The organism is Halomonas sp. DP5N14-9 (assembly GCF_019802175.1).
Lineage (GTDB): Bacteria > Pseudomonadota > Gammaproteobacteria > Pseudomonadales > Halomonadaceae > Halomonas > Halomonas litopenaei.
The window spans coordinates 105951-125402 of sequence record NZ_JAHVHR010000029.1; the positions used below are offsets into that span (position 1 = coordinate 105951).

The 19452-nt window shown below is 64.1% G+C and carries 16 protein-coding genes and 1 pseudogene; 10 read left to right on the forward strand and 7 right to left on the reverse strand.

Annotation, left to right across the window (positions count from 1 at the left end; all coding sequences use genetic code 11):
- Positions 1–2 precede the first annotated feature (2 nt).
- Positions 3–1142, reverse strand: coding sequence for a DUF1853 family protein (locus KUW00_RS15300; RefSeq protein WP_222569489.1), 1140 nt, complete (start codon positions 1140–1142; stop codon positions 3–5).
- 87 nt (positions 1143–1229) lie between these two features.
- On the opposite strand from KUW00_RS15300, the gene KUW00_RS15305 reads away from it, so the two are divergent.
- The 9 genes and pseudogenes from KUW00_RS15305 (at position 1230) to KUW00_RS15340 (ending at position 11180) form a co-directional block, all read left to right on the forward strand.
- Entirely contained in the window at positions 1230–2132 is a 903-nt protein-coding gene (locus KUW00_RS15305) for an ABC transporter substrate-binding protein (RefSeq protein ID WP_222569490.1), read from the forward strand.
- A gap of 21 nt (positions 2133–2153) precedes the next feature.
- A complete protein-coding gene (locus KUW00_RS15310; RefSeq protein WP_315901177.1) occupies positions 2154–3308 on the forward strand; it encodes an ABC transporter permease in 1155 nt (384 codons plus the stop codon).
- The gene (locus tag KUW00_RS15315; protein WP_045993740.1) at positions 3305–4249 is read left to right on the forward strand and encodes an ABC transporter ATP-binding protein; all 945 of its coding nucleotides are present in this window, start codon (positions 3305–3307) and stop codon (positions 4247–4249) included. The genes KUW00_RS15310 and KUW00_RS15315 overlap by 4 nt, the downstream gene beginning before the upstream one ends.
- The gene (locus tag KUW00_RS15320) at positions 4242–4976 is read left to right on the forward strand and encodes an ABC transporter permease (RefSeq protein WP_045993739.1); all 735 of its coding nucleotides are present in this window, start codon (positions 4242–4244) and stop codon (positions 4974–4976) included. The genes KUW00_RS15315 and KUW00_RS15320 overlap by 8 nt, the downstream gene beginning before the upstream one ends.
- A gap of 343 nt (positions 4977–5319) precedes the next feature.
- Positions 5320–6528, forward strand: coding sequence for a thiamine pyrophosphate-dependent dehydrogenase E1 component subunit alpha (locus tag KUW00_RS15325; RefSeq protein ID WP_045993738.1), 1209 nt, complete (start codon positions 5320–5322; stop codon positions 6526–6528).
- 1 nt (position 6529) lies between these two features.
- Positions 6530–7507 carry an alpha-ketoacid dehydrogenase subunit beta gene (locus KUW00_RS15330; RefSeq protein ID WP_045993737.1) on the forward strand — a complete coding sequence of 326 codons (978 nt, stop codon included), beginning with the start codon at positions 6530–6532 and terminating at the stop codon, positions 7505–7507.
- A 21-nt stretch (positions 7508–7528) separates the two neighbouring features.
- A pseudogene (locus tag KUW00_RS22680) lies at positions 7529–7735 on the forward strand (biotin/lipoyl-containing protein); the annotation flags it as partial.
- A 195-nt stretch (positions 7736–7930) separates the two neighbouring features.
- Positions 7931–9211: a 2-oxo acid dehydrogenase subunit E2 gene (locus KUW00_RS15335; protein WP_409996298.1), complete on the forward strand. Its 1281-nt coding sequence runs from the start codon at positions 7931–7933 to the stop codon at positions 9209–9211.
- Between the two features lie 64 nt (positions 9212–9275).
- The gene (locus tag KUW00_RS15340) at positions 9276–11180 is read left to right on the forward strand and encodes a protein kinase domain-containing protein (protein WP_108133378.1); all 1905 of its coding nucleotides are present in this window, start codon (positions 9276–9278) and stop codon (positions 11178–11180) included.
- Between the two features lie 83 nt (positions 11181–11263).
- Here the strand turns inward: KUW00_RS15340 and KUW00_RS15345 are convergent, their stop codons facing one another.
- From KUW00_RS15345 to KUW00_RS15360, 4 genes are all read right to left on the reverse strand, one after another.
- Positions 11264–11476: a ribbon-helix-helix protein, CopG family gene (locus tag KUW00_RS15345; protein WP_045993734.1), complete on the reverse strand. Its 213-nt coding sequence runs from the start codon at positions 11474–11476 to the stop codon at positions 11264–11266.
- A 286-nt stretch (positions 11477–11762) separates the two neighbouring features.
- Positions 11763–12449 carry a DNA-binding transcriptional regulator CsiR gene (gene csiR, locus KUW00_RS15350; RefSeq protein ID WP_108449393.1) on the reverse strand — a complete coding sequence of 229 codons (687 nt, stop codon included), beginning with the start codon at positions 12447–12449 and terminating at the stop codon, positions 11763–11765.
- A gap of 259 nt (positions 12450–12708) precedes the next feature.
- On the reverse strand, positions 12709–14421 hold the full coding sequence (locus KUW00_RS15355) for a SulP family inorganic anion transporter (protein WP_045993732.1): 1713 nt from the start codon (positions 14419–14421) through the stop codon (positions 12709–12711).
- 100 nt (positions 14422–14521) lie between these two features.
- Positions 14522–15679 (reverse strand): NAD(P)/FAD-dependent oxidoreductase, encoded by a 1158-nt coding sequence (locus tag KUW00_RS15360; protein ID WP_222569492.1) that lies wholly within the window; start codon positions 15677–15679, stop codon positions 14522–14524.
- Positions 15680–15964: 285 nt separating this feature from the next.
- Here KUW00_RS15360 and KUW00_RS22570 point away from each other — a divergent pair, with 285 nt between their 5' ends.
- Complete coding sequence (locus tag KUW00_RS22570) at positions 15965–18394, forward strand: EAL domain-containing protein (RefSeq protein WP_222569493.1); 2430 nt, start codon at positions 15965–15967, stop codon at positions 18392–18394.
- Here KUW00_RS22570 and rarD read toward each other — a convergent pair.
- The gene (gene rarD, locus KUW00_RS15370) at positions 18370–19269 is read right to left on the reverse strand and encodes an EamA family transporter RarD (RefSeq protein ID WP_045993729.1); all 900 of its coding nucleotides are present in this window, start codon (positions 19267–19269) and stop codon (positions 18370–18372) included. The two genes, KUW00_RS22570 and rarD, sit on opposite strands and share 25 nt — an antisense overlap.
- Positions 19266–19409 carry a hypothetical protein gene (locus KUW00_RS15375; protein ID WP_222569494.1) on the reverse strand — a complete coding sequence of 48 codons (144 nt, stop codon included), beginning with the start codon at positions 19407–19409 and terminating at the stop codon, positions 19266–19268. Before KUW00_RS15375 ends, rarD begins: the two co-directional genes overlap by 4 nt.
- Positions 19410–19452 lie beyond the last annotated feature (43 nt).

A 19452-nucleotide genomic window follows, 5' to 3' on the forward strand; every position in this document is an offset into this window, starting at 1 on the left:
GCTCAGCCCGTAGTCGCCTGTCGCTTGTGCACCGCACGGGGCGGCAGGGGGACCTGTCGGGGCCAGTCGTCGCCGACCACGAAGATGCGCCGTCCGCATGCCGCGGGCGGCGCATTTTTCATGTCCGGGGTGGCAGGCTCATCGGCATCCTGGCCAAGGACCCATGAGCCATCCAGCGGCGGGTCCAGTGCCTCTCGCTCGAAGCGCAGGGGGTCCTCGGTCAGCATCACCTGTACCGGTGTCGCATAGGTGGCGAAATGTGCCGCCAGCGCCCGTGTCAGGTCGTCACGGCTGCTCCAGTGTCGCGGTTGTGGCGGGGCCAGCCAATGGGGTTTCGCCAGGCAGGTACCGAAGCGCATGTTCTCGAATTGTCTGCACAGGGCCGACCAGTCGCGCCAGTGACACCAGAGCCCCTGTAGCGCCGAATCCGGCACGCCGCGGGGTAGCGCCATGGGACAGTGCCAGGGTTGAAACAACACCCCGGGCATCGCCAGGTGGGCCTCGATTCCGTGTTGCAGTGACGCCAGGGGAGCCCCTTTGATCGTGTTGGCGGGGCTGTCATTCAGGCCCAGACGCAAAAGCTCTCGGGCGCGCTGGCTCTGCAGCAGGGGCAGTTGATGATGCAACAGATGGCTGACCTTCAGCGCCAGGCTGTCCAGCCCCCCGGGGCCTATCCAGCGACAGGTATCGCTCGAGTCCCCCGGACCGCAGGGGAGGCCGAGAAAGAACTTGATCGCCACTTCCAGGTGTTGAAGGCGCCCATCGGCGTTGCGGTAGAGCAGGTCCAGTTCGCCCAGGGTCCGCTTTTCTTCTCGAATAGGCACATTGTGAGCCAGCAACTCGGTAGCCGGTGCCGTAGAGAGCAAAAATTGCCAAAGAAACTCGTGATATTGTCCAAGCCGGGTGGTGGCGGTGCGCCCCACCATCGCCTCAAGTGCGCTCGGGTCGGCGTCGATGGCCGCCAGATAGGCGTGTCGGTGCTCCGGCTCGCCCAGCCCGAGCTGGGTCAGACTCGGACGCCCGGGCCAGACGGTGTCGATCAGGTCGGGAGCCGTCATCAGCCATGCCAGATCACGCACCATGGGATGGTTGGGTACTGCGCCGAGCTGGACGGCGGTGGTTGCGCCTTGGCATGAGGTCATGATGGACTCACGTTGGTGAAACGTTCAGCAGGCTTGGCCTTGCCTCCTTATACTCAGCATACACACACAAGGAATTGGGTGAGATATATGAAACGTCCCCTGGTGTTAGCCGTGATGGTCGCCTCTGCCCTGGCGGGGCAGGTTCAAGCACAGGACCCGCTGGTGGTGTCCTCCAAGATCGATACCGAGGGCTCCGTGCTGGGTCAGATGATCCTGCAGCGCCTGGAAGCGGCAGGGCTCGAGGTCGAGGATCGGCTTCAGCTTGGCGGCACCAGCATCGTGCGCGAGGCCTTGATCAACGGCGAGACCGATATCTATCCGGAATACACCGGCAACGGTGCCTTCTTCCACGACATGACCGACAGCCCGGTGTGGCATGACGCGGACAAGGCCTATGAAACGGTGAAGAGCAAGGACGCCGAGCAGGGGCTGGTATGGCTCGAGCCGGCCTCGGCCAATAATACCTACGCCATCAGCGTGCGCGGAGACGTCGCCCGTGACAACGGGCTCGAGACCCTGGAAGACATGGCTGACTTCATCAACCAGGGGGGCGAATACAAGCTCGCGGCCAGTACCGATTTCGTCGAGTCCGCCTTTGCCTTGCCGGCGTTCGAGGAGGCTTACGGCTTCTCTCTGGACGATGATGACCTGCTGGTACTCTCCGGGGGCAACACCGCCGCGACCATGCGCGCCGCGGCCCAGCAGACCAGCGGCGTGAATTCTGCGATGACCTACGGCACCGATGGTGGCCTGCAGGCGCTGGACCTCACCGTGATGACCGACACCAAGGGTGTTCAGCCGGTCTATCAGCCGGCTCCCGTCGTGCGCAAGGAGGTGCTCGAGGCTCACCCCGAGATCGAAGAGGCTCTGGCGCCGGTGTTCCAGTCGCTGGATCTTGAGACCCTGCAGCGTCTCAACGGTGACGTGGCGGTGAACGGTCTGGACCCGGCGAAGGTGGCCGCCGACTACCTGTCGACTCTCGAGGACTGAGCCATCGGTCTCTTGAGTGCAGTGAACGGTGAGCGCGGCAATACGGTATTGCTGACTCTGATGCTGGTGGGGCTCGGTGCCTGGTGGGCCTTGCCTGTGGTCAGCGTCGCACCGAATCGTATTGTGCCCGGCGAGGCTCTCTACGCCTGGGAGGTGGCCGGGCCCGCCATGGCGCTGCTGGCCAGCCTGCCCATGGGCCTTGCGGCATTGTCGGCGCGTAGCGCTGACCCCGGCTGGCGCTCGCTTGGGCTGGTGCTGCTGGCGCTGGCAGGCCTGCCGCTGTGGCTGGTGTTGGCGGTGCACCTGCTTATCGATCCTGAGCTGCCCCAGGCGCGGCTCGGGATCGGTTCAGGCATCTGGTGTGCGCTGTTTGTGCTGATGTTGGCGCTTTTGGACCTGCGGACTCGACAGCGGCTGTCGACCGGGGTGTCCTGGCTCTTGATGCTGACTCCGCTGGCGCTGCTCGCCGTCTGCCTGCCGCTGGGGCTGAATCGTCTGGCGTTGTGGCAGGAGTACCAGGGCCGTGCCGATGACTTCTGGCTGGCCATCGGCGAGCACCTGCTGCTGGTCACTACCACCGTCGGCGTCAGTCTGGTCCTCGGCGCCGGCATCGCGCTGCTGATGCGGCGCTATCCCGAAGCGCAACGGGGCGCCTTCGCGGTACTCAATTTCCTGCAGACGATCCCCAGTCTGGCCTTGTTCGGCTTGTTGCTCGGACCGCTGGCCTGGCTTGCCAATCGCTACCCCTGGGTCGATTCGCTCGGCATCAGCGGCATCGGTTGGGCGCCGGCGCTACTGGCCCTGGTGGCCTACAGCCTGTTGCCGATGGTCAGAAACACCTTTGTTGCCCTGGAGGGCGTTTCCCCCGGTGTGATCGAGGCGGCGCGCGGCATGGGCATGAGTCGGTTGCAGATCTTCTTTCAGGTGCGCCTGCCACTGGCGGTGCCGGTACTGCTGGAAGGGGTGCGCATCACCACGGTGCAGGCCATTGGCCTGACCGCGGTGGCGGCCCTGATCGGCGCCGGTGGGCTCGGGCGTTTCATCTTTCAAGGGCTGGGTCAGGCCGCCATGGATCTGGTGCTGTTGGGGGCCTTGCCCATTCTGGTGATGGCAATACTCGCCGATGCGGTACTCGGCAACCTGTCGAGGCGACTGGGGAGAGGAGAGGCCGCATGATCGAATTGATCAATATCAGCAAGCGTTTCGGGTCGACCACTGCGGTGGACAGCATTTCGCTGAAGGTGGAGAGCGGGGAGTTCTGCTGCCTGGTGGGGACCTCCGGCTGCGGCAAGTCCACCACCCTGAGGATGATCAACCGGCTGATCGAACACAGCGATGGCGAGATCCATATCGACCAGCAGCCCATTCGCAGCTTCAGGGAAGAGACGCTGAGGCGTCGGATCGGCTACGCCATCCAGAGCACCGGTCTGTTCCCCCACTGGACCGTGGCGCGCAACATCGGCCTGGTGCCGCGACTGCTCAAGTGGCCAAAGGCCAGGATCGACGCACGGGTCGAGGAGCTGATGGCCTTGCTGGGGCTGTCGATGGACGAATTTGCCGGCAAGTACCCCGACCAGTTGTCCGGGGGGCAGGCGCAGCGGGTCGGGGTCGCCCGCGCCCTGGCGGCGGACCCGGATATCCTCCTGATGGACGAGCCGTTTGGCGCCCTCGACCCGATCACCCGCGAGAGCCTGCAACTGGAGCTGCGTGATCTTCAGGCGCGGCTGGGCAAGACCATCGTATTCGTGACCCACGACATGGACGAGGCCCTGACCCTGGCTGACCGGCTGGTGGTGATGCACGAAGGGCAGATCATGCAGCAGGGGCATCCATTGAGCGTGCTGAGAGACCCCGCCAACGATTTCGTCGCCTCGCTGCTGGGGGGCGAGGATCGCGGCCTCAAGGAGGCAGCGCTACTGCCGGTCAGCGAGCGCATGATGCCTCTGGGCACCGGTGGCGTGGCGCGCGAGCGGATCGACCAGGGCGCCTCGCTCAGGGAGGCGCTATCGGTGATGCTATGGCGCCGGGTCGAGCGCCTGGCAGTGGTCGATGACGATGATATTCCGATCGGCGAACTGAGCTTTCGTCGGCTGGTGGGAGCCCGGGGCCATGACTGAGCACTGGGCCAGCCGCTGGCGGGTTCCTGTCATCTGGGGGCTGTTGCTGCTGGCGGGTTGTCTGTTGATGGGGCAGCTGGAAGCGCTGTTTCGCTGGGTCGAGCCCGATAGCCGTGACGTGATCTTCTCGCGGGTGGACTTTCTGGTGTTGTTGGGACGCCATCTGCTGGTGGTCAGCGTTGCCGCCGTGCTGGCTACCTTGATCGGGGTGGGCGGCGCCATCGCCGTCACCCGTCCGGGAGGACGCGATTTTCTGCCGCTGGTCGCCCAGGTGGCATCGCTGGGACAGACGTTTCCTCCGGTGGCGGTACTGGCGCTGGCGGTGCCGGTGCTGGGTTTCGGCACCCTGCCCATCGTGGTGGCATTGCTGCTCTATGGTCTGCTGCCCATCGTGCGTAACACTCTCGCCGGGATCGAGGGTATCGATCCCTCGGTGCGGGAGGCCGCCCGTGGCATGGGCATGACCAGTGGCCAGATCCTGCGCCAGGTGGAATTGCCGCTGGCGGCACCGGTGATCCTGGCCGGTATTCGCACCTCGGTGACGATCAACATCGCCACCGCCGCCCTGGGTGCTACCGTTGGTTCAAGCAACCTTGGGGACCCGATCATCTCCGGTATCGTCAATGGCAACACCGCCTACATCGTCCAGGGCGCAGTGCTGATTGCACTGCTGGCGCTGACGGTGGACAGCGTGTTCGCGCGCCTGGCTCCTGCTCGCCGGGCCTGATGGCGTCGTCCGGGTCCGAACACCGAGACCTGGTCCGCTTTCCCTTTCCTGATCTCCGTATCCGCGAAGCCCCCGTGCAGAGAGGGGGGCTTCGTGGTGGCCTGCGTCTCTCACCAGCCGGTCTCCCCGTCACGGTGGCCCGGTTCGGGCGTCCCATGGTGCTCGCCGCAAAGCGGTCCATCGAGGCAATTCGAGACGAATTTTCGACCAAAGTCGCGGCTAGGCAGGCGTCTCAGTTTACGTTAACGTCAAGTCAGTGCGTTGGTCCCGCCACGGGCAATCCCCTGGCAAGGAGCGGGAATAAAGACAACACTGCCCTCAAAAGGGGCAAAGGAACAGCACGATGACGACGACCGCACAGACCCACCGCCCGGACTTTCTGTCCGGCGACGAATACAGCATTCCCACATATGCGGTGCTATCCCAGGATGGCACCCTCCATGACGGCGCCGAAGGGCCGGATCTCGAGCGCGACAAGGCGCTGAGAATCTACCACGCCATGGTGGCCACCCGGGTGCTGGACGAGCGCATGATGGCGGCGCAGCGTCAGGGACGCCTGAGCTTCTACATGCAGTGCACCGGCGAGGAAGCGGCGGTCATCGGCAGCGCCGCCGCCCTGGACGACGCCGACATGATCATGGCTCAGTACCGAGAGCAGGGCGCCTTGGCCTATCGCGGCTTCAGCTTCGACGAGTTCATGAACCAGTTGTTCGGCAATGAACTGGACTACGGCAAGGGCCGGCAGATGCCGATCCACTATGGGTCGCGCAAGCTGCACTACATGACCATTTCATCACCGCTGGCGACTCAGATTCCCCAGGCCACGGGCTATGCCTATGGCCAGAAGCTGGCGGGAGAGGGCCTCTGCACCATCGTCTATTTTGGTGAGGGCGCTGCCTCCGAGGGCGATTTCCACGCGGCGCTCAATATGGCGGCGGTACACGAAGCGCCGGTGATCTTCTTCTGTCGCAACAATGGCTACGCCATTTCCACGCCGTCGGTGGAGCAGTTCGCCGCAGATGGCGTGGCGCCCAGGGCGCTGGGATATCGCATGCACGTGATCCGCGTCGACGGCAACGACGTGCTGGCGGTCTACCGGGCCACCGAAAAGGCACGACGTCTGGCGGTGGAGGAGAACAAGCCCGTACTGATCGAGGCCATGACCTACCGTCTGGCGGCCCACAGCTCTTCCGATGACCCATCGGGCTATCGTTCGCGCAAGGAAGAGGACGCCTGGCGGGCCAAGGACCCGATCCGGCGCATGCAGCTGTGGCTCGAGGCCCAGGGCTGGTGGAGCGAAGACGAGGAAAAGGCGTTGCAGGACGAACTGCGTCGCGAGGTGCTGGAAACCATGAAACGGGCCGAAAAGCGCCCACCTCCGGCGATCGATACCATGGTCACCGACGTCTATGCCGACGTGACGCCTGCGCTGCAGCATCAGCTCGATGCTCTCAAGCAGCATGTTCGTCGCTACCCGGAGGCCTATCCGCGTGGGGCCAGGTCGCTGGACCCGGCGTTGAGCCATCGCGATGCCGACCAGGGAGGGGACTGAGATGCCGACCATCAATATGCTGCAGGCCATCAACCAGGCGCTGGACATCGCCATGGCCGAAGACGACAAGGTGCTGTGCTTCGGTGAGGACGTCGGGGGCTTCGGTGGCGTCTTCCGTGCGACCAGTCACCTTCAGGAAAAGTACGGCAAGGCGCGCTGCTTCAACACGCCATTGGTGGAGCAGGGCATCATCGGCTTCGCCAATGGGCTGGCGGCCCAGGGATCGGTGCCGGTGGCGGAGATCCAGTTCGCCGACTACATCTTTCCGGCCTTCGACCAGATCGTCAACGAGACCGCCAAGTTTCGCTACCGCTCCGGCGATCTGTTCAACGTCGGCGGGTTGACCATCCGCGCGCCCTACGGCGGTGGTATCTCCGGTGGCCTCTATCACTCCCAGTCGCCCGAGGCCTATTTCGCCCACACCCCGGGTCTCAAGATCGTGGTGCCGCGCAATCCCTACGAGGCCAAGGGCCTGTTGCTGGCCGCCATTCGTGACCCAGATCCGGTGCTGTTCTTCGAGCCGAAGCGCCTCTATCGCGCCTCCACCGGCGAGGTCCCGGAAGAGGATTACCAGCTGCCGCTGGGAGAAGCCGAGGTGACCAAGGAAGGAGCCGATATCACGCTGCTGGGCTGGGGGGCTCAGATGGAGGTGATCGATCGGGCGGTGGAGATGGCAGAAAAGGACGGGGTGTCCTGCGAAGTGATCGATCTGCGCAGCATCCTGCCCTGGGACGAGGATACCGTCGCCGAGTCGGTACTGAAGACAGGCCGCCTGGTCATCACCCACGAGGCGCCCCGCACAGGGGGCTTCGCCGGAGAAATCGCCGCTGCCATTCAGGAGCGCTGCTTTCTTTACCTGGAGTCGCCGATCCAACGGGTGACCGGCATCGATACACCTTTTCCGCTGACGCTGGAGAAGGAGTATCTGCCCGACCATCTGAAGATCTACGAGGCCATCAAGACCTCACTCCACTACTGAGACGGCGCCGGGAGCCAAGACATGACAGAGTTCAAGCTGCCTGACATCGGCGAGGGCATCGTCGAGTGTGAGGTGATGGAATGGAAGATTGCCGAGGGTGATACCATCGCCGAAGACCAGCCTGTGGTCGAGGTGATGACGGACAAGGCGCTGGTGGAAATCACCGCCCCGGAAGCCGGCGTCGTTACCAGGCTGCACGTGGCGAAGGGTGAAATGGCGCGAGTCCATGCGCCCTTGTTTGCCTATCGTGGCGAGCATCAGGGCGGCGATGGGCAGGGCGGAGAGGCCCAGGCAGAAAGCGAAGACAACACACCGGTGCAGGCGGAGAGCGCCGCAGAGGCGCCTGTCCAGGAGCCGGCAGAGCCAGTAGAACCGCCGTCGAGCTCCAGCGAAAAGGGCGGTGCGGGGCGACGGGTAGACTTTATTCTGCCCGATATCGGTGAGGGCATCGTCGAGTGCGAGATCGTCGAATGGCACGTGGCCCAGGGTGACGAGATCAGCGAAGACCAGCGACTGGTCGATGTCATGACCGACAAGGCCATGGTCGAGATCACTGCGCCGGAGGATGGGGTCGTCGCCGAGCTGTATGTGGCCAAGGGCGAGATGGCCAAGGTCCATGCGCCGCTGTTTGCCTATCAGGTGGCGGGTGCCGCCGCTGGTGAAGCGCCGGCGGTCGAGGAGGCGTCGCCCCCGACCCCGACCCGGAAGAGTGACTCTCCCGCGCACACGGCTGCGTCCGAGGGGGGCAAGGGCCCCTACGGGCGCATCCCGGCGAGCCCGGCGGTACGCAGACTGATCCGAGAACACCAGCTGCGACTCGAGGACATTCCCGGCAGCGGTCGCCAGGGCCGCGTGTTGAAGGAAGACGTGCTGAGCTTTCTCGATGGCGCTCGACACAGCGGTGCCGTCTCCGCGGCCGATTCCGGGTCCGATTCCGGGGCCGAGTCAGCAGGGACGGGCTCTCTCGCCGGCACCGATGGAACAGCCCGCGACGAGGGAGAGGTGCGAGTGGAACCGCTGCGCGGGGTCCGGGCGGCCATGGCGCGCCAGATGGTGGCGGCGGCCAGCAGCGTGCCGCACTTCCAGTACGGTGAAGAGATCGACGTCACCGACCTGCTGGCCTTGCGCGGCCGGCTCAAGCCCCAGGCCGCAGCCAGGGACGTCAAGCTCACCCTGATGCCGTTTTTCATCAAGGCGCTGGCGTTGGCGATCGATGAACATCCCCTGGTCAATGCGCGTCTCAATGACGAGGCCACCGAAATCCACTATCCGCCCCACTGCAACGTGGGCATGGCGGTGGACGGCAAGGCCGGCCTGATGGTGCCCAATATCAAGGGCTGTGAGCGCCTGAGCCTGCTTGAGATCGCCGCCGAGGTGCAGCGTCTGACCGAGGCCGCGCGCGAGGGGCGGGTGGCTGCCAGCGACCTCAAGGGAGGTACGATCAGTATCTCCAACATCGGTGCCCTCGGCGGGACCTATGCCGCCCCCATCATCAATATCCCCGAGTCGGCGATCGTGGCCATCGGCAAGACCCAGTGGTTGCCACGCTTCGATGAGGCAGGGCAGGTCGTGCGGCGGGGCATCATGACGGTGACCTGGGCCGGTGATCATCGCTTGCTGGATGGCGGCACCATCGCGCGTTTCTGCAATGCCTGGAAAGGCTACCTCGAGGACCCTGAAAGCATGCTGCTTCACCTGTCCTGAACGGTTGTGACGGCGTGCGCCCGAGGAGCCGCCGTGGCATCGTGTATCGGTGGAGGATACCGCCATGCCCCAGGCCCCGTTGCAGCAGTTCTACATCCCGGAAGATCAGTCGATCTACCTGCTCAGCCAGGACGACGCGCGCAAGCTCAAGGAGTGGGTAGCGCTGTGTCGTACCCAGCTAGAGCAGCTGGGCTATCGGCGCATCGAACTGGTCGGCAAGGGCGCCTACGGTTTCGTATTTGCCGGGGTCAGTCCCGACCAGCGCCATCACGTCTTCAAGTTCAGCCGGGTCACGTTGCCGCAGCACCTGCAGGATCGCCTCGAGGAAGAGGCCTTCATGCTCGAGCAGGTGGTGCATCCCCGTGTGCCGGCGCTGGTCGCCTATCAGCGGGTGCGCCACCAGGCGATTCTGGTGATGGAGCGGGCCCCGGGGCTCAATCTGGAAGAGGTATCGCTGCGTCAGGGTCGGCTGTCACCGCGGCTGGTGGTGCGTATCGCCACCCAACTGGCCGATATCCTGCGTGAGCTCAGGCGTGAAACCACCCCCGCCGGCGCCCCGAGAAAGCCGGTGGTCCATGGCGACATCAAACCGTCGAATCTGGTCTTTGACGCCCGCGACGAAACGGTGGCGCTGATCGACTGGGGGTCGTCGGTATTTGCACAGCTCGACGCACGGCTGCAGTTCGTCACCGCCAACGTGATGGAGCTGATGTCCGACAATCTGCAGCAGACCAACGCCAGGCTCGGGGACGTCTATTTCATCGGCGAGGACCAGCTTGGGGGCGCGCTGTCATCACCGCGCTTCGACGAGCAGGGTGTCGCCGGGACCCTCTACGCGCTGGCCTCGGCGCAGTCCTGCCGTTTTGGACATCGCGCCATTCCCGCCACCTCGCTGGGTCTGCCGATGGAGTTTGCCAGGACCCTGGACGGGATGCTCGATCCCGACCCCGCGGTGCGGTTGAGGGCCGGCGACCACTTCATTACCGAAATGCCGCGCCTGGGACGGTTGGTGATGCTCGATCTGCCGCGGCCCCAGGAAGTGGCGCAGGTGCCGGTGTGGAGCCGTGCGCTGAGTCGCGAGATCGATACCGTGGTGTACAGCTCGCGCAAGGCATTTCTGAGGGAAGAGGGCGTGGAGGAGACGCTCAATGACGTCAACGATGTTCAGCTGGACCGCTACTATCGCAACTTCATGCAGGGCATGGGGGAGACCGAAAAGGCCTTTCTAGCCGCCGTCAGCCGGCTGGGCAAGTACCCGGTGGTCGGAGGATTGGCGGTGCGCTGGGAGGCCGATGGCGTCTATATCGACTCGTCATTGAATCTGCACGACGCAGGGCTCAAGCGAGCCTTCGTGGCGGCGGTCAACAACATGGTGACCCTGGCGCGGGCGATCCATCGGCGGGGCATCTTCAAGAGCTGCCTGTTCAATGCCCGCGATACCTTGCACCTGGAACGGACCAGTCCGGATCACCCCTTCGTGGTCGATCCGTCGCTGAAACTGTCCTATGAGGTCAGCGCGGTACCGGAACTGGAGGATCGTTCTCGTCTGCACAGCTATTTCGAGGACGGACCCGACCCTGAGGAGTTGCTGGTCCTGCCGGAGGCGATCATCACCTCGCTGCAGGCGCTCAATGATATCCACCACACCGGCATGATCATCTTCGAGGTGCTGCCGTCGCATCTCAAGATTCACCACCACTATCGGCTGCTCGACCCTTCAAGGGAGCAGGAATTCCATGACTGTCTCGAGGACATCGTCGATGCGGTGAAGCTGATCGAGGGACTGGGTATCTCCGGCTTCATGAAGATGCCCTACAAGGACACGCGGTTCTTTCCCCACGTGGCGCGTCAGCCGGAACGCTACTATCCTCGCGACCCCAGAGCGGCGCTGGCAAGAGCGATGTCCGAGCAGCCGGCCGGGGGGGAGTCAGAAGCGCTGCGAGAAGGTCTGCACCAGGCGCAGCGCTAGCCAGACGTTCGACGCGCTCTCGCTGTTGAGCCTCCCCGCGCGCTGTTCACCTTTCGATGATGGAGGGAGGAGGCGACGAGTCGTCAGGCGCCGAGCCCGCTTTCGCGCAGAAGTTGATCGATGGAGCGCTCCGCACGCTGGCTGCCGGCGCCCTCGTGGGCCAGCTCGGCTTCGAGGACCTCGGCGCCTTCGCTGACCAGACGTTCGATCAGTGCAGCCTTCGACAGGCCGGTCTTTTCGGCCAGGAAATCCAGGCGTGCCTCCAGGTCCCGCGAGAATCTGAGTAGATGGGGCATGGTATTCCTCCGGTGGCAACGCGTACGGCTATCAGATTTATGAAAAGTCTAGGTGTTACGGGTGACAGTCCGGTGACAATCCCGGGCCCTGTCCAGACGGTGCCGCGCCCATCGAGGTTCAGGACCAGGCCCGGTGCACTTCCAAGTGTGCAGCTATCCGTCTGGCGCTGTCGCTCTCCCTTGGGGAGTAGCTCACTGCGCGCCGAGGCGGGAGTGTGGCCCTTCTTTGAGCGCAGGTGAGCGCAGGCCAACTGCCTTGCTCAAGCGTAAGCGCCGTCATGGTGACTCAATCCAGGCCGCGCCGGGCCATCACTTCGGTGATGATCGGTACCGGCGTCATCAGATGGTCACGCATCATGCGCCGGGCCTTGCCGGCGTCCCGACTCAATACCGCCTCGGTCAGTGCCGCATGTTCGTCACGCTTGACCGCCAGGGCCTCGCTGGAAAACACCGTCTCGCGAAGCCACAGGTGACGGTAGCGCTCGACCTGGTCGAACAGGGTGTCGCGCACCTGCATCAGATGAGGCGAGTTGCAACCGGCCACGATGGCACTGTGGTAGGCCTTGTGGCGACTGTCCCAGATATCGAGCAGCTCCTCGGAAGAGCTGACGCTTTCGACCTTGGCCAGGGTGTGCGCGGTAGCGATGATATCGGCTTCCCAGCGATCGTCACCGCGTTGGATGGCCAACTCCAGCATCAGCCCCTCGAGCTGGGCGCGGGCATCGTACAGATCCTCGAGCTCCGCCAGCGACATGGGGGCTACCCGATAACCGCGTTGACTGATGGCAACCACCAGACGGTCGGCAACCAGCTGGGACAGGGCTTCGCGCAGCGGCCCCACGCCCAGGTCGTAGCGTTCTTTCAGCCTTGCCATCAACAGCTTTTCGCCCGGGGCGAAGACGCCACGAATGATGTCCTGCTTGAGCCAGCGGTAAGCGCTGATGGCGAGGTTCTGCTTGGGTGAGTCTTCCATCTCGTGGCCCGTCCATGTATCACCGGGCCATCTTACCGCAATGCCGACAATGTCGATATTCTCCTAAGGCATCGGTCGGCACCCAGATGTGTCGATGGCAGCAGGTGTGGCTTTCCTATCTGCGGCAACGATGGCACGAGGCGGGCCCTTCGACCCGCAAGAGCGACGCGGCTCCGGCCTCGCCTGGTGGTTGTCGGGCAGCTACCGGGCAGCTACCGGGCAGCTACCGGGCATCGTCCGGCGAGGCGAGTCTGGTGGATCAGTCCCGGGTGCGTCGAAGCTCCGTCCAGGCGGCATAGGTACTCAGGAACACGCGGCCGGTCAATTCATCGAGAAAGTCGGAATGCTTCAGCCGGTCCATCACCGGCCCCTTGACCTCGGCCAGGTGTAGGGTGACGCGAGAGTCCTTCAGACGGGCATTGATCGCGTCCAGGCTTTCCAGCGCCGAGGCGTCGATCAGATTCACTGCAGAGCAGATAAGTACCACGTCGCTCAGCTCGGGGCGCTGGGCCACCAGTGTATAGAGGGTGTCTTCGAGATAGCGGGCGTTGGCGAAATAGAGGCTTTCGTCGACCCGGAATAGGGCGAGATGGCTGACGGTCTCGACCTGATGCCGGGTGATCGAGCGGAAGTGCTCACTGCCAGGGATGCGACCGACGATGGCGCTGTGGGGGCGACTGGTACGGTACAGGAAAAGCGCAATCGAGAGACCTACCCCGGCGATGATGCCGGCTTCGACGCCCTCCACCAGCGTCAGCAGCATGGTCACCGCCAGGGCCGAGAAGTCGCTGCGGGAGTAGCGCCAGGTCTGGCGAATCAGCGGGATATCCACCAGCGTCAGTATGGCCACGGTGATGGTGGCGGCGAGGGTGGCGATCGGAAGATGTTCCAGCAGGGGAGTGAGCGCCAGTGTCACCACACCGATACCGATGGCGGCAAACAGACCGGCCATGGGGGTGCGTGCACCAGACTGCTGATTGATCACGGTGCGCGACAGTCCGCCGGTGACCGGCATGCCGGCGGTGACAGCAGCGGCCAGGTTGGCGCCGCCGAGTCCGATCAACTCCTGATTGGGGGAGACGCGCTCGCGGCGCTTTGCGGCCAGCATCTGGGCCATCGAGATGGACTCGACAAAGCCCACCACACTGATCAACAGCGCCGGCACCAGCAGCGCGTGCCACAGGCCCAGCTCGAATGTCGGTAGACCGAAGGCTGGCAGGCCGGCGGGGATCTGCCCCACGGTCGCAACCCCCCTGGAGGCAAGATCCCATCGCCAGCTGATCAGCGTGGTGATGACCACCGCCGCCACGGGACCTGCGCGTACCAGCATGCTGGCAGGCCCCCTGGGCAGGCCCAGTGCCGTCAGAGCGTGTTGCCCATAGCGGCGGGTCGCCCACAGGAAAAGCAGGGTCGAGGCGCCCATCGCCAGGGTCATCAGGTTGGTCTGGTCGAGGTGGGATAGCTGGCTGTAGATCAGTGCCAGGGCGGTATAGCCACCGGCCTCGATGCCCAGCAGGTGAGATAGCTGACTGATGGCGATCAGCAGTCCCGAGGCCGAGAGAAAGCCACCGATGACCGGGTGGCTGAGAAAGTTGGCGAAAAAGCCCAGGCGCAGCATGCCCATGGCGGTCAGCATCAGTCCCGACAGCAGTGCCAGCACCAGCGCCGCCTCGACGTACGCGGCGCTACCGGGAGTGGCCACCTTGGTCAGAGCGGCGCCAGTCATCAGAGCGATGATCGCCACCGGGCCCACCGCCAGCGACCGGCTGGTGCCCAGCATGGCGTAGACCACCGCCGGTAGCAGACTGGCATAGAGTCCGACCACGGCAGGCAGACCCGCCAGAATGGCGTAGGCCAGCGATTGGGGGATCACCATGACGGTGACGATGATACCCGCCAGCAGATCGCCCCCCAGCAGACGCGGCGTATAGTGTGGCAACCAGGCAAGAATCGGGAGGTAACGCTTGATCATGGAAATACCGACGTCCTAGTCAGGGTATTGGGGGGCCTGGCGCAGGCGCTTGCCGAGAAACCTCTAGCCTAGCCGAAAGCGGTGAGCGAGTAGAGTCTTGTCAGCGCAGGCTCCTGGTACGCTGCATGAAACTCAGGTCCAGATGACGTTTCAGGCGGCTGGCCAGGCGTCCGCCCCACCAGGCGTTCCCGTAGAGCGCCAGGGCTTCGCCGTGGCCGAGATTGACGATGGACAAGGCCCGCGCAGGCGGACGGTAAGAGGTCAGTGACGTCTGCGGGTCCAGCGATGCGATCAGGTTCCGGGCCAGTACGGGACCCTGACGAACCCCGTGGACACCCAGCCGTGGCAAGGGATGGTCGATCAGTGCAGCACAGTCCCCGCTGGCAAAGACGCCGTCGGTCCCCTGGACCTTCAGCGACGGGTCGATGGCGATGCCGCGACCATCGATCGTCGGCAGGCCGAACTTCTCGAGTCCTCGCGGAGGACCCAGCCCAGTGGCGTCGACGATGTCAGACGCCGGCAGATGTCGGTCATGGTGGCTGTCGACGACAAGGATTCCGCGACGCTCCAGGGCTGCCACCAGGTAGCGTCGGGCTCGCGCGGGCGCTTCTGGCAAGGGGCCCGAGCCGCGATGTCGCAGGCGAATGGTCAGAGCACCAGCGGCGATCTGGTGGCGGCGGCCGAGTGCTTCGATGGCGCAGGCGATCTCGACCCCGCTGGCGCCGGCACCGAGAATCTCGACGCTCACCGACTGTCGGCGCTGAAACCGACGCTCGAGGCTGCGCCGCAGCCGCACCAGATGGGGGATGGGCTTGATCTGCCAGTGTGTCTGCTTGTCGCCTGGTAGCGAGGCTGCGCTATCGCCGCTGGCTTCATCATCGCTCGACCGCAACACAGGAGCAGAGCCCAGATTCAGCCCCAGTCGATCAAACGCCAGAGAGGTCCCGTTGGACAGCAGCGCCTGGCGCACGTCGGTGTTCAGCCCACAAAGACGCGCCCTGACCAGTGCAACCCCTCGCCCAAGACAGAGCGTCGCAGGATCGATCCTGTCGGTCGCAGGTGAATGGTCGCCGGCCAGCACGCCGCTGGCCAGGCCCGAGTACCAGAAGGCGCCGGGATCGACCAGGGTGACATCGAAGCGCGACAGCAAGGAGCTCTGGTGCAGCAGATGCAGATGGGCGTGGCCTGCCCCGATCAGCAGCAGCCGTGGCTTGCTGCCGATAGCGGTAGGGCGGGATCGCGCGGTGGTCGAGGACATGGGCGGCCGTCATCCTGAAAGCGAGTAGCGATCATCCCGGCTGACATGCGCGAGGTCAAAGTCGGTGCGCGCTGGACCTAACCCTATCTTCAGTCCATCGCTACCTCCAAAGGGAGCGCGAGCGGAGCATCGGCGACTTCTAGGCTTCATCTACGGGGCGAGACAGCACTTGATCGAACGTCGCCAGCAGACGCTCCCGTGGGAGCCTTACTCATGCACATCCTGCTCGGGCCGTGTCCTCTCCCGTGGTTGAGGTCACTGCTACTGGTGAGACTCAGGAGACTTGTGCCGACCACCCTTGGCCTGCTGGCCATGGTCGCTTCTGCGATGCTATCGGGTGATGAACTGGACGAGTCGCAGGGTGCTTCACTGACACTGTTGACCTCTTACCACCAGGGGTACTGCTGGAATGACGATGTGGTCAGCAGTGTCGAGGCGCGTTTTCGTCACGAAGCCAGCGCAGACCGACAACTGCTGGTGGAGTTTGTCGATGCGCTGCGCCTGGCTCGGCCGCTGGCCCATGAGGCCCTGCTCCAGCGATTGACCGCCAGCACCTTGAATGAAAGCGGCAGTCTGATCATTGCCGATGACCCCGCCATGGCCTTCTATCTGGAGTATCGTGACGAGCTCCCCTGGCCGCGCAAGGTGGTGGCACTCGGACTCAATGATGACCGCTTCAGGGAGCAGGCCCAGGCGCTTGGAGTGAAACTGCTCAAGTCCTACCCGGTCATGGCGCAGTCGCTCAATATGCTGGTGGAAACCTTTGGCTCACCGGTGCCTTTGATGCTGCTGGCCGAAGACTCCGAACACGCCTTCAATGTCGTCGATGACATGGTGGAGGTGATCGGCAGTGTCGCCGATGTGACCCTGGTCGATGTGGTCACTGGCTGGACCCCGGAAGAGGTGATCGAGCGATTGTCGCGAAGTCCCCCGGGAACTCGACTGTACATGCAAGGGGGGCAGGACTCCGGTTGGTCCGAAGGGGCAGGAAGCACCGCCCATCGACTGGAAGCGCTGGCCGCCCAGGGCTATCCGGTGTTCTGCCATTTCGAATTCCAGATGGCGATAGGCTGTGCCGGCGGGGCGATTCTCGATGTCGACTTCCTTGCCCACGCCGCCGTGGAACTGGCGCTGACGCCAGCCTTTGACCTGGTACCGGCCAGTTCCTCGGTGATGGCCCAGCGTCACCTGATCGATGCTCGCTGGTACCGTCTGTTCGAGGGCCATGACAACCTCCCGTTCCAGTGGATCGGCGTTCGCGGGCGGCTGGAGCAGGTCGCGCGGGAGTATCGTCAGGCGTTGTACGGAGTGTCGGTGGTGGCGGTTGGCTCGCTGCTGGGCGTGGGGGCCTTGCTGGTGGCGCGCAACAGGTCGCGACGTCTTCGTCGCAAGTTGATGGTCGATCAGCGCTTTGGTCTGCCTACCAGGCTGGCGTTGGTAAGCGACTATCGAGGCAGTCGATGCGAGGAGGTGGAGTGGCTGTTTGTGCTGGTGTCCCCCGAACTCAGGAGCTATCGCAGGCGCTTTGGCAGCGGCAGTCTGGAGGGTCTTCTACGGATCAGTATCGATGTCTTCAAGGCGCACCTCCCCAAGGGCTGGCGGCTTTATCTGGGGGGCGAAGAGCAGCTGATCGGCATGGTCCCTGCCCAGGCCCACGGACCCGACGTGGAATCCCAGCTCGATAGCTACCTGGCCCTGGTGGGGCAGTTTCAGCAGCGCGACAGCGCACGGGTCCTGCGCTGGCATGCCAGTGTGGTGGTGGTGCCCGGACATTCCACGGACCTGAGCAACTGTCTGGCTTCGCTGGAAGAGGGGGTGCAGCGGCTGGAAAGCGAAGGTTGGGTACGTCCGGTGCTCAGGGTAACCGCGGCGGGTCCCTATCACGAGACTCAGCTGCGTTGGCTGTGTCGGCAGGTCAGTCTGCTGATCGAGAATCCCGGCAATCAATGGCGTCTGGTGGCCCAACCCAAGATGTCGCCCTCGAGCAGAACCCTGGTCGGTGCCGAGGTGTTGATCCGCTGGTGTCATCCCGACGCTGGCAATATTCCGCCACCGGAGTTTCTTCCGGTCATTCTGATGCTCGGCCTGGCGGAGCGTTTCGACCGTTGGGTGATCGGCCGCACCCTCGACTGGCTGATGGAACTGCGAGGCGCGGCCTGGCTCGGTACCGTCTCGGTCAATGTCCACCTTTCGACGCTCGTGGCCGATGACTTCCCCGATTTCATGGTGACTGAACTGGCGCGACGTCGGCTGCCTCCACGCTGCCTGGCACTCGAACTGGTGGAGCACGAGCATGTCGATGACGTCGAGCGGGTTCAGCGACAGATGAGGCGGCTCCACGAACGCGGTATTGGCGTCGCCCTGGACGACTTCGGTAGCGGCTACACGGCCTTCAACCTGCTTCAGCGCCTGCCCCTGGCGGCGATCAAGCTGGATTATTCATTACTTCACGCCGCGCGGCGTTTCGATCAGGCGCGTCAGGCTTATGCGGCGCTGGTGGGACTCTGCCATCGCATGGAACTGACGGTGGTGGCGGAAGGCGTCGAGACCGTCGAGGACGCAAGTTGGCTGATCACCCTGGGGGTCCAGGAAGGGCAGGGCTACTTCTTCGCGCCACCGATGGAGTTGGAGGATCTGGTCGCGGTCTATGGCGAGAAGCCAGCGGGCCCGATGCCGACGACGGTACTGCGTCAGGTGGGCACTCGGCGCTGCTGACGCAGGCTCGACCAGGAGTAGAGCGCCAGCGCGATCCAGATCAGCACGAAGGTAGTAAGCTGCTCGACCGCCAGGGGCTCGTTGAACACCCACAACGCAATCAGAAACTGCAGCGTCGGATTGATGTACATCAGAAATCCCAGAGTACCGAGGGTCAGCCGGCGCGCAGCGCCGGCAAAGGCCAGCAGCGGCAGGGCCGTCAGCACCCCGGAGGCCATCAGCAGCGCGGCGCTGTAGGGGGCGGTGAAGAATAGCGCCCCATCGAAGTGGCTGACCGGCAGCTGTTGTATCAGCAGCAGCGCCAGTGGAAGGAGCAGCAGCGTTTCGATGAACAGGCCCGACAGCCCGTCCAGCGCAAGCTGCTTGCGCAGCAGTCCGTAAGTGCCGAAGGACACCGCCAGGCACAGGCTCAGCCAGGGCAAGGTGCCCAACTGGAATAGCTGCAGCACGATGGCACCGAGGGCAAGGCCAATGGCCAGGCGCTGCGTCGGCGCGACGCGTTCCTTGAGCACCACCACGCCCAGCGCCACGTTGACCAGCGGTGTCATGAAATAGCCCAGGCTCGCCTGCAGCACCCGGTGAGTCTCTACCGAGTAGATATAAAGGCCCCAGTTGGCGCCGATGAGCAGAGCGCAGGCGAGCGCCGGCAGCAGTTGTCGAGGTGCCTGGCGAATATTGGCGATGACCGACCAGCGCTTGAGCAGACTGATGACCAGTGCCAGAAACAGGCACGACCAGATGACACGATGGGCGAGTATCTCGAGTGCACCTACGCCGTCGAACAATGCGAAGAAAAGGGGGAATCCACCCCAGGTGCCATAAGCCAGCAGCGCAAAGGCGACGCCCTGGGCCGAGGGTGTGGAGAGTCCTTTCATGCCGCGAATTCCCGTTCAGAGTTGGTGCCGAAGTTGGTGTCGACGTTGGTATCGATGATGGTATCGATGTTGGTAGCGAAGGTTGAGCCGATCGTCGCGTCAGGCCGGATGACGGTGGGGTTTTCCGGGGCCTGGGGCATTCGACCGTTGCCACCTGCTGCGACAAGGCGCTGTGTCGTTTAG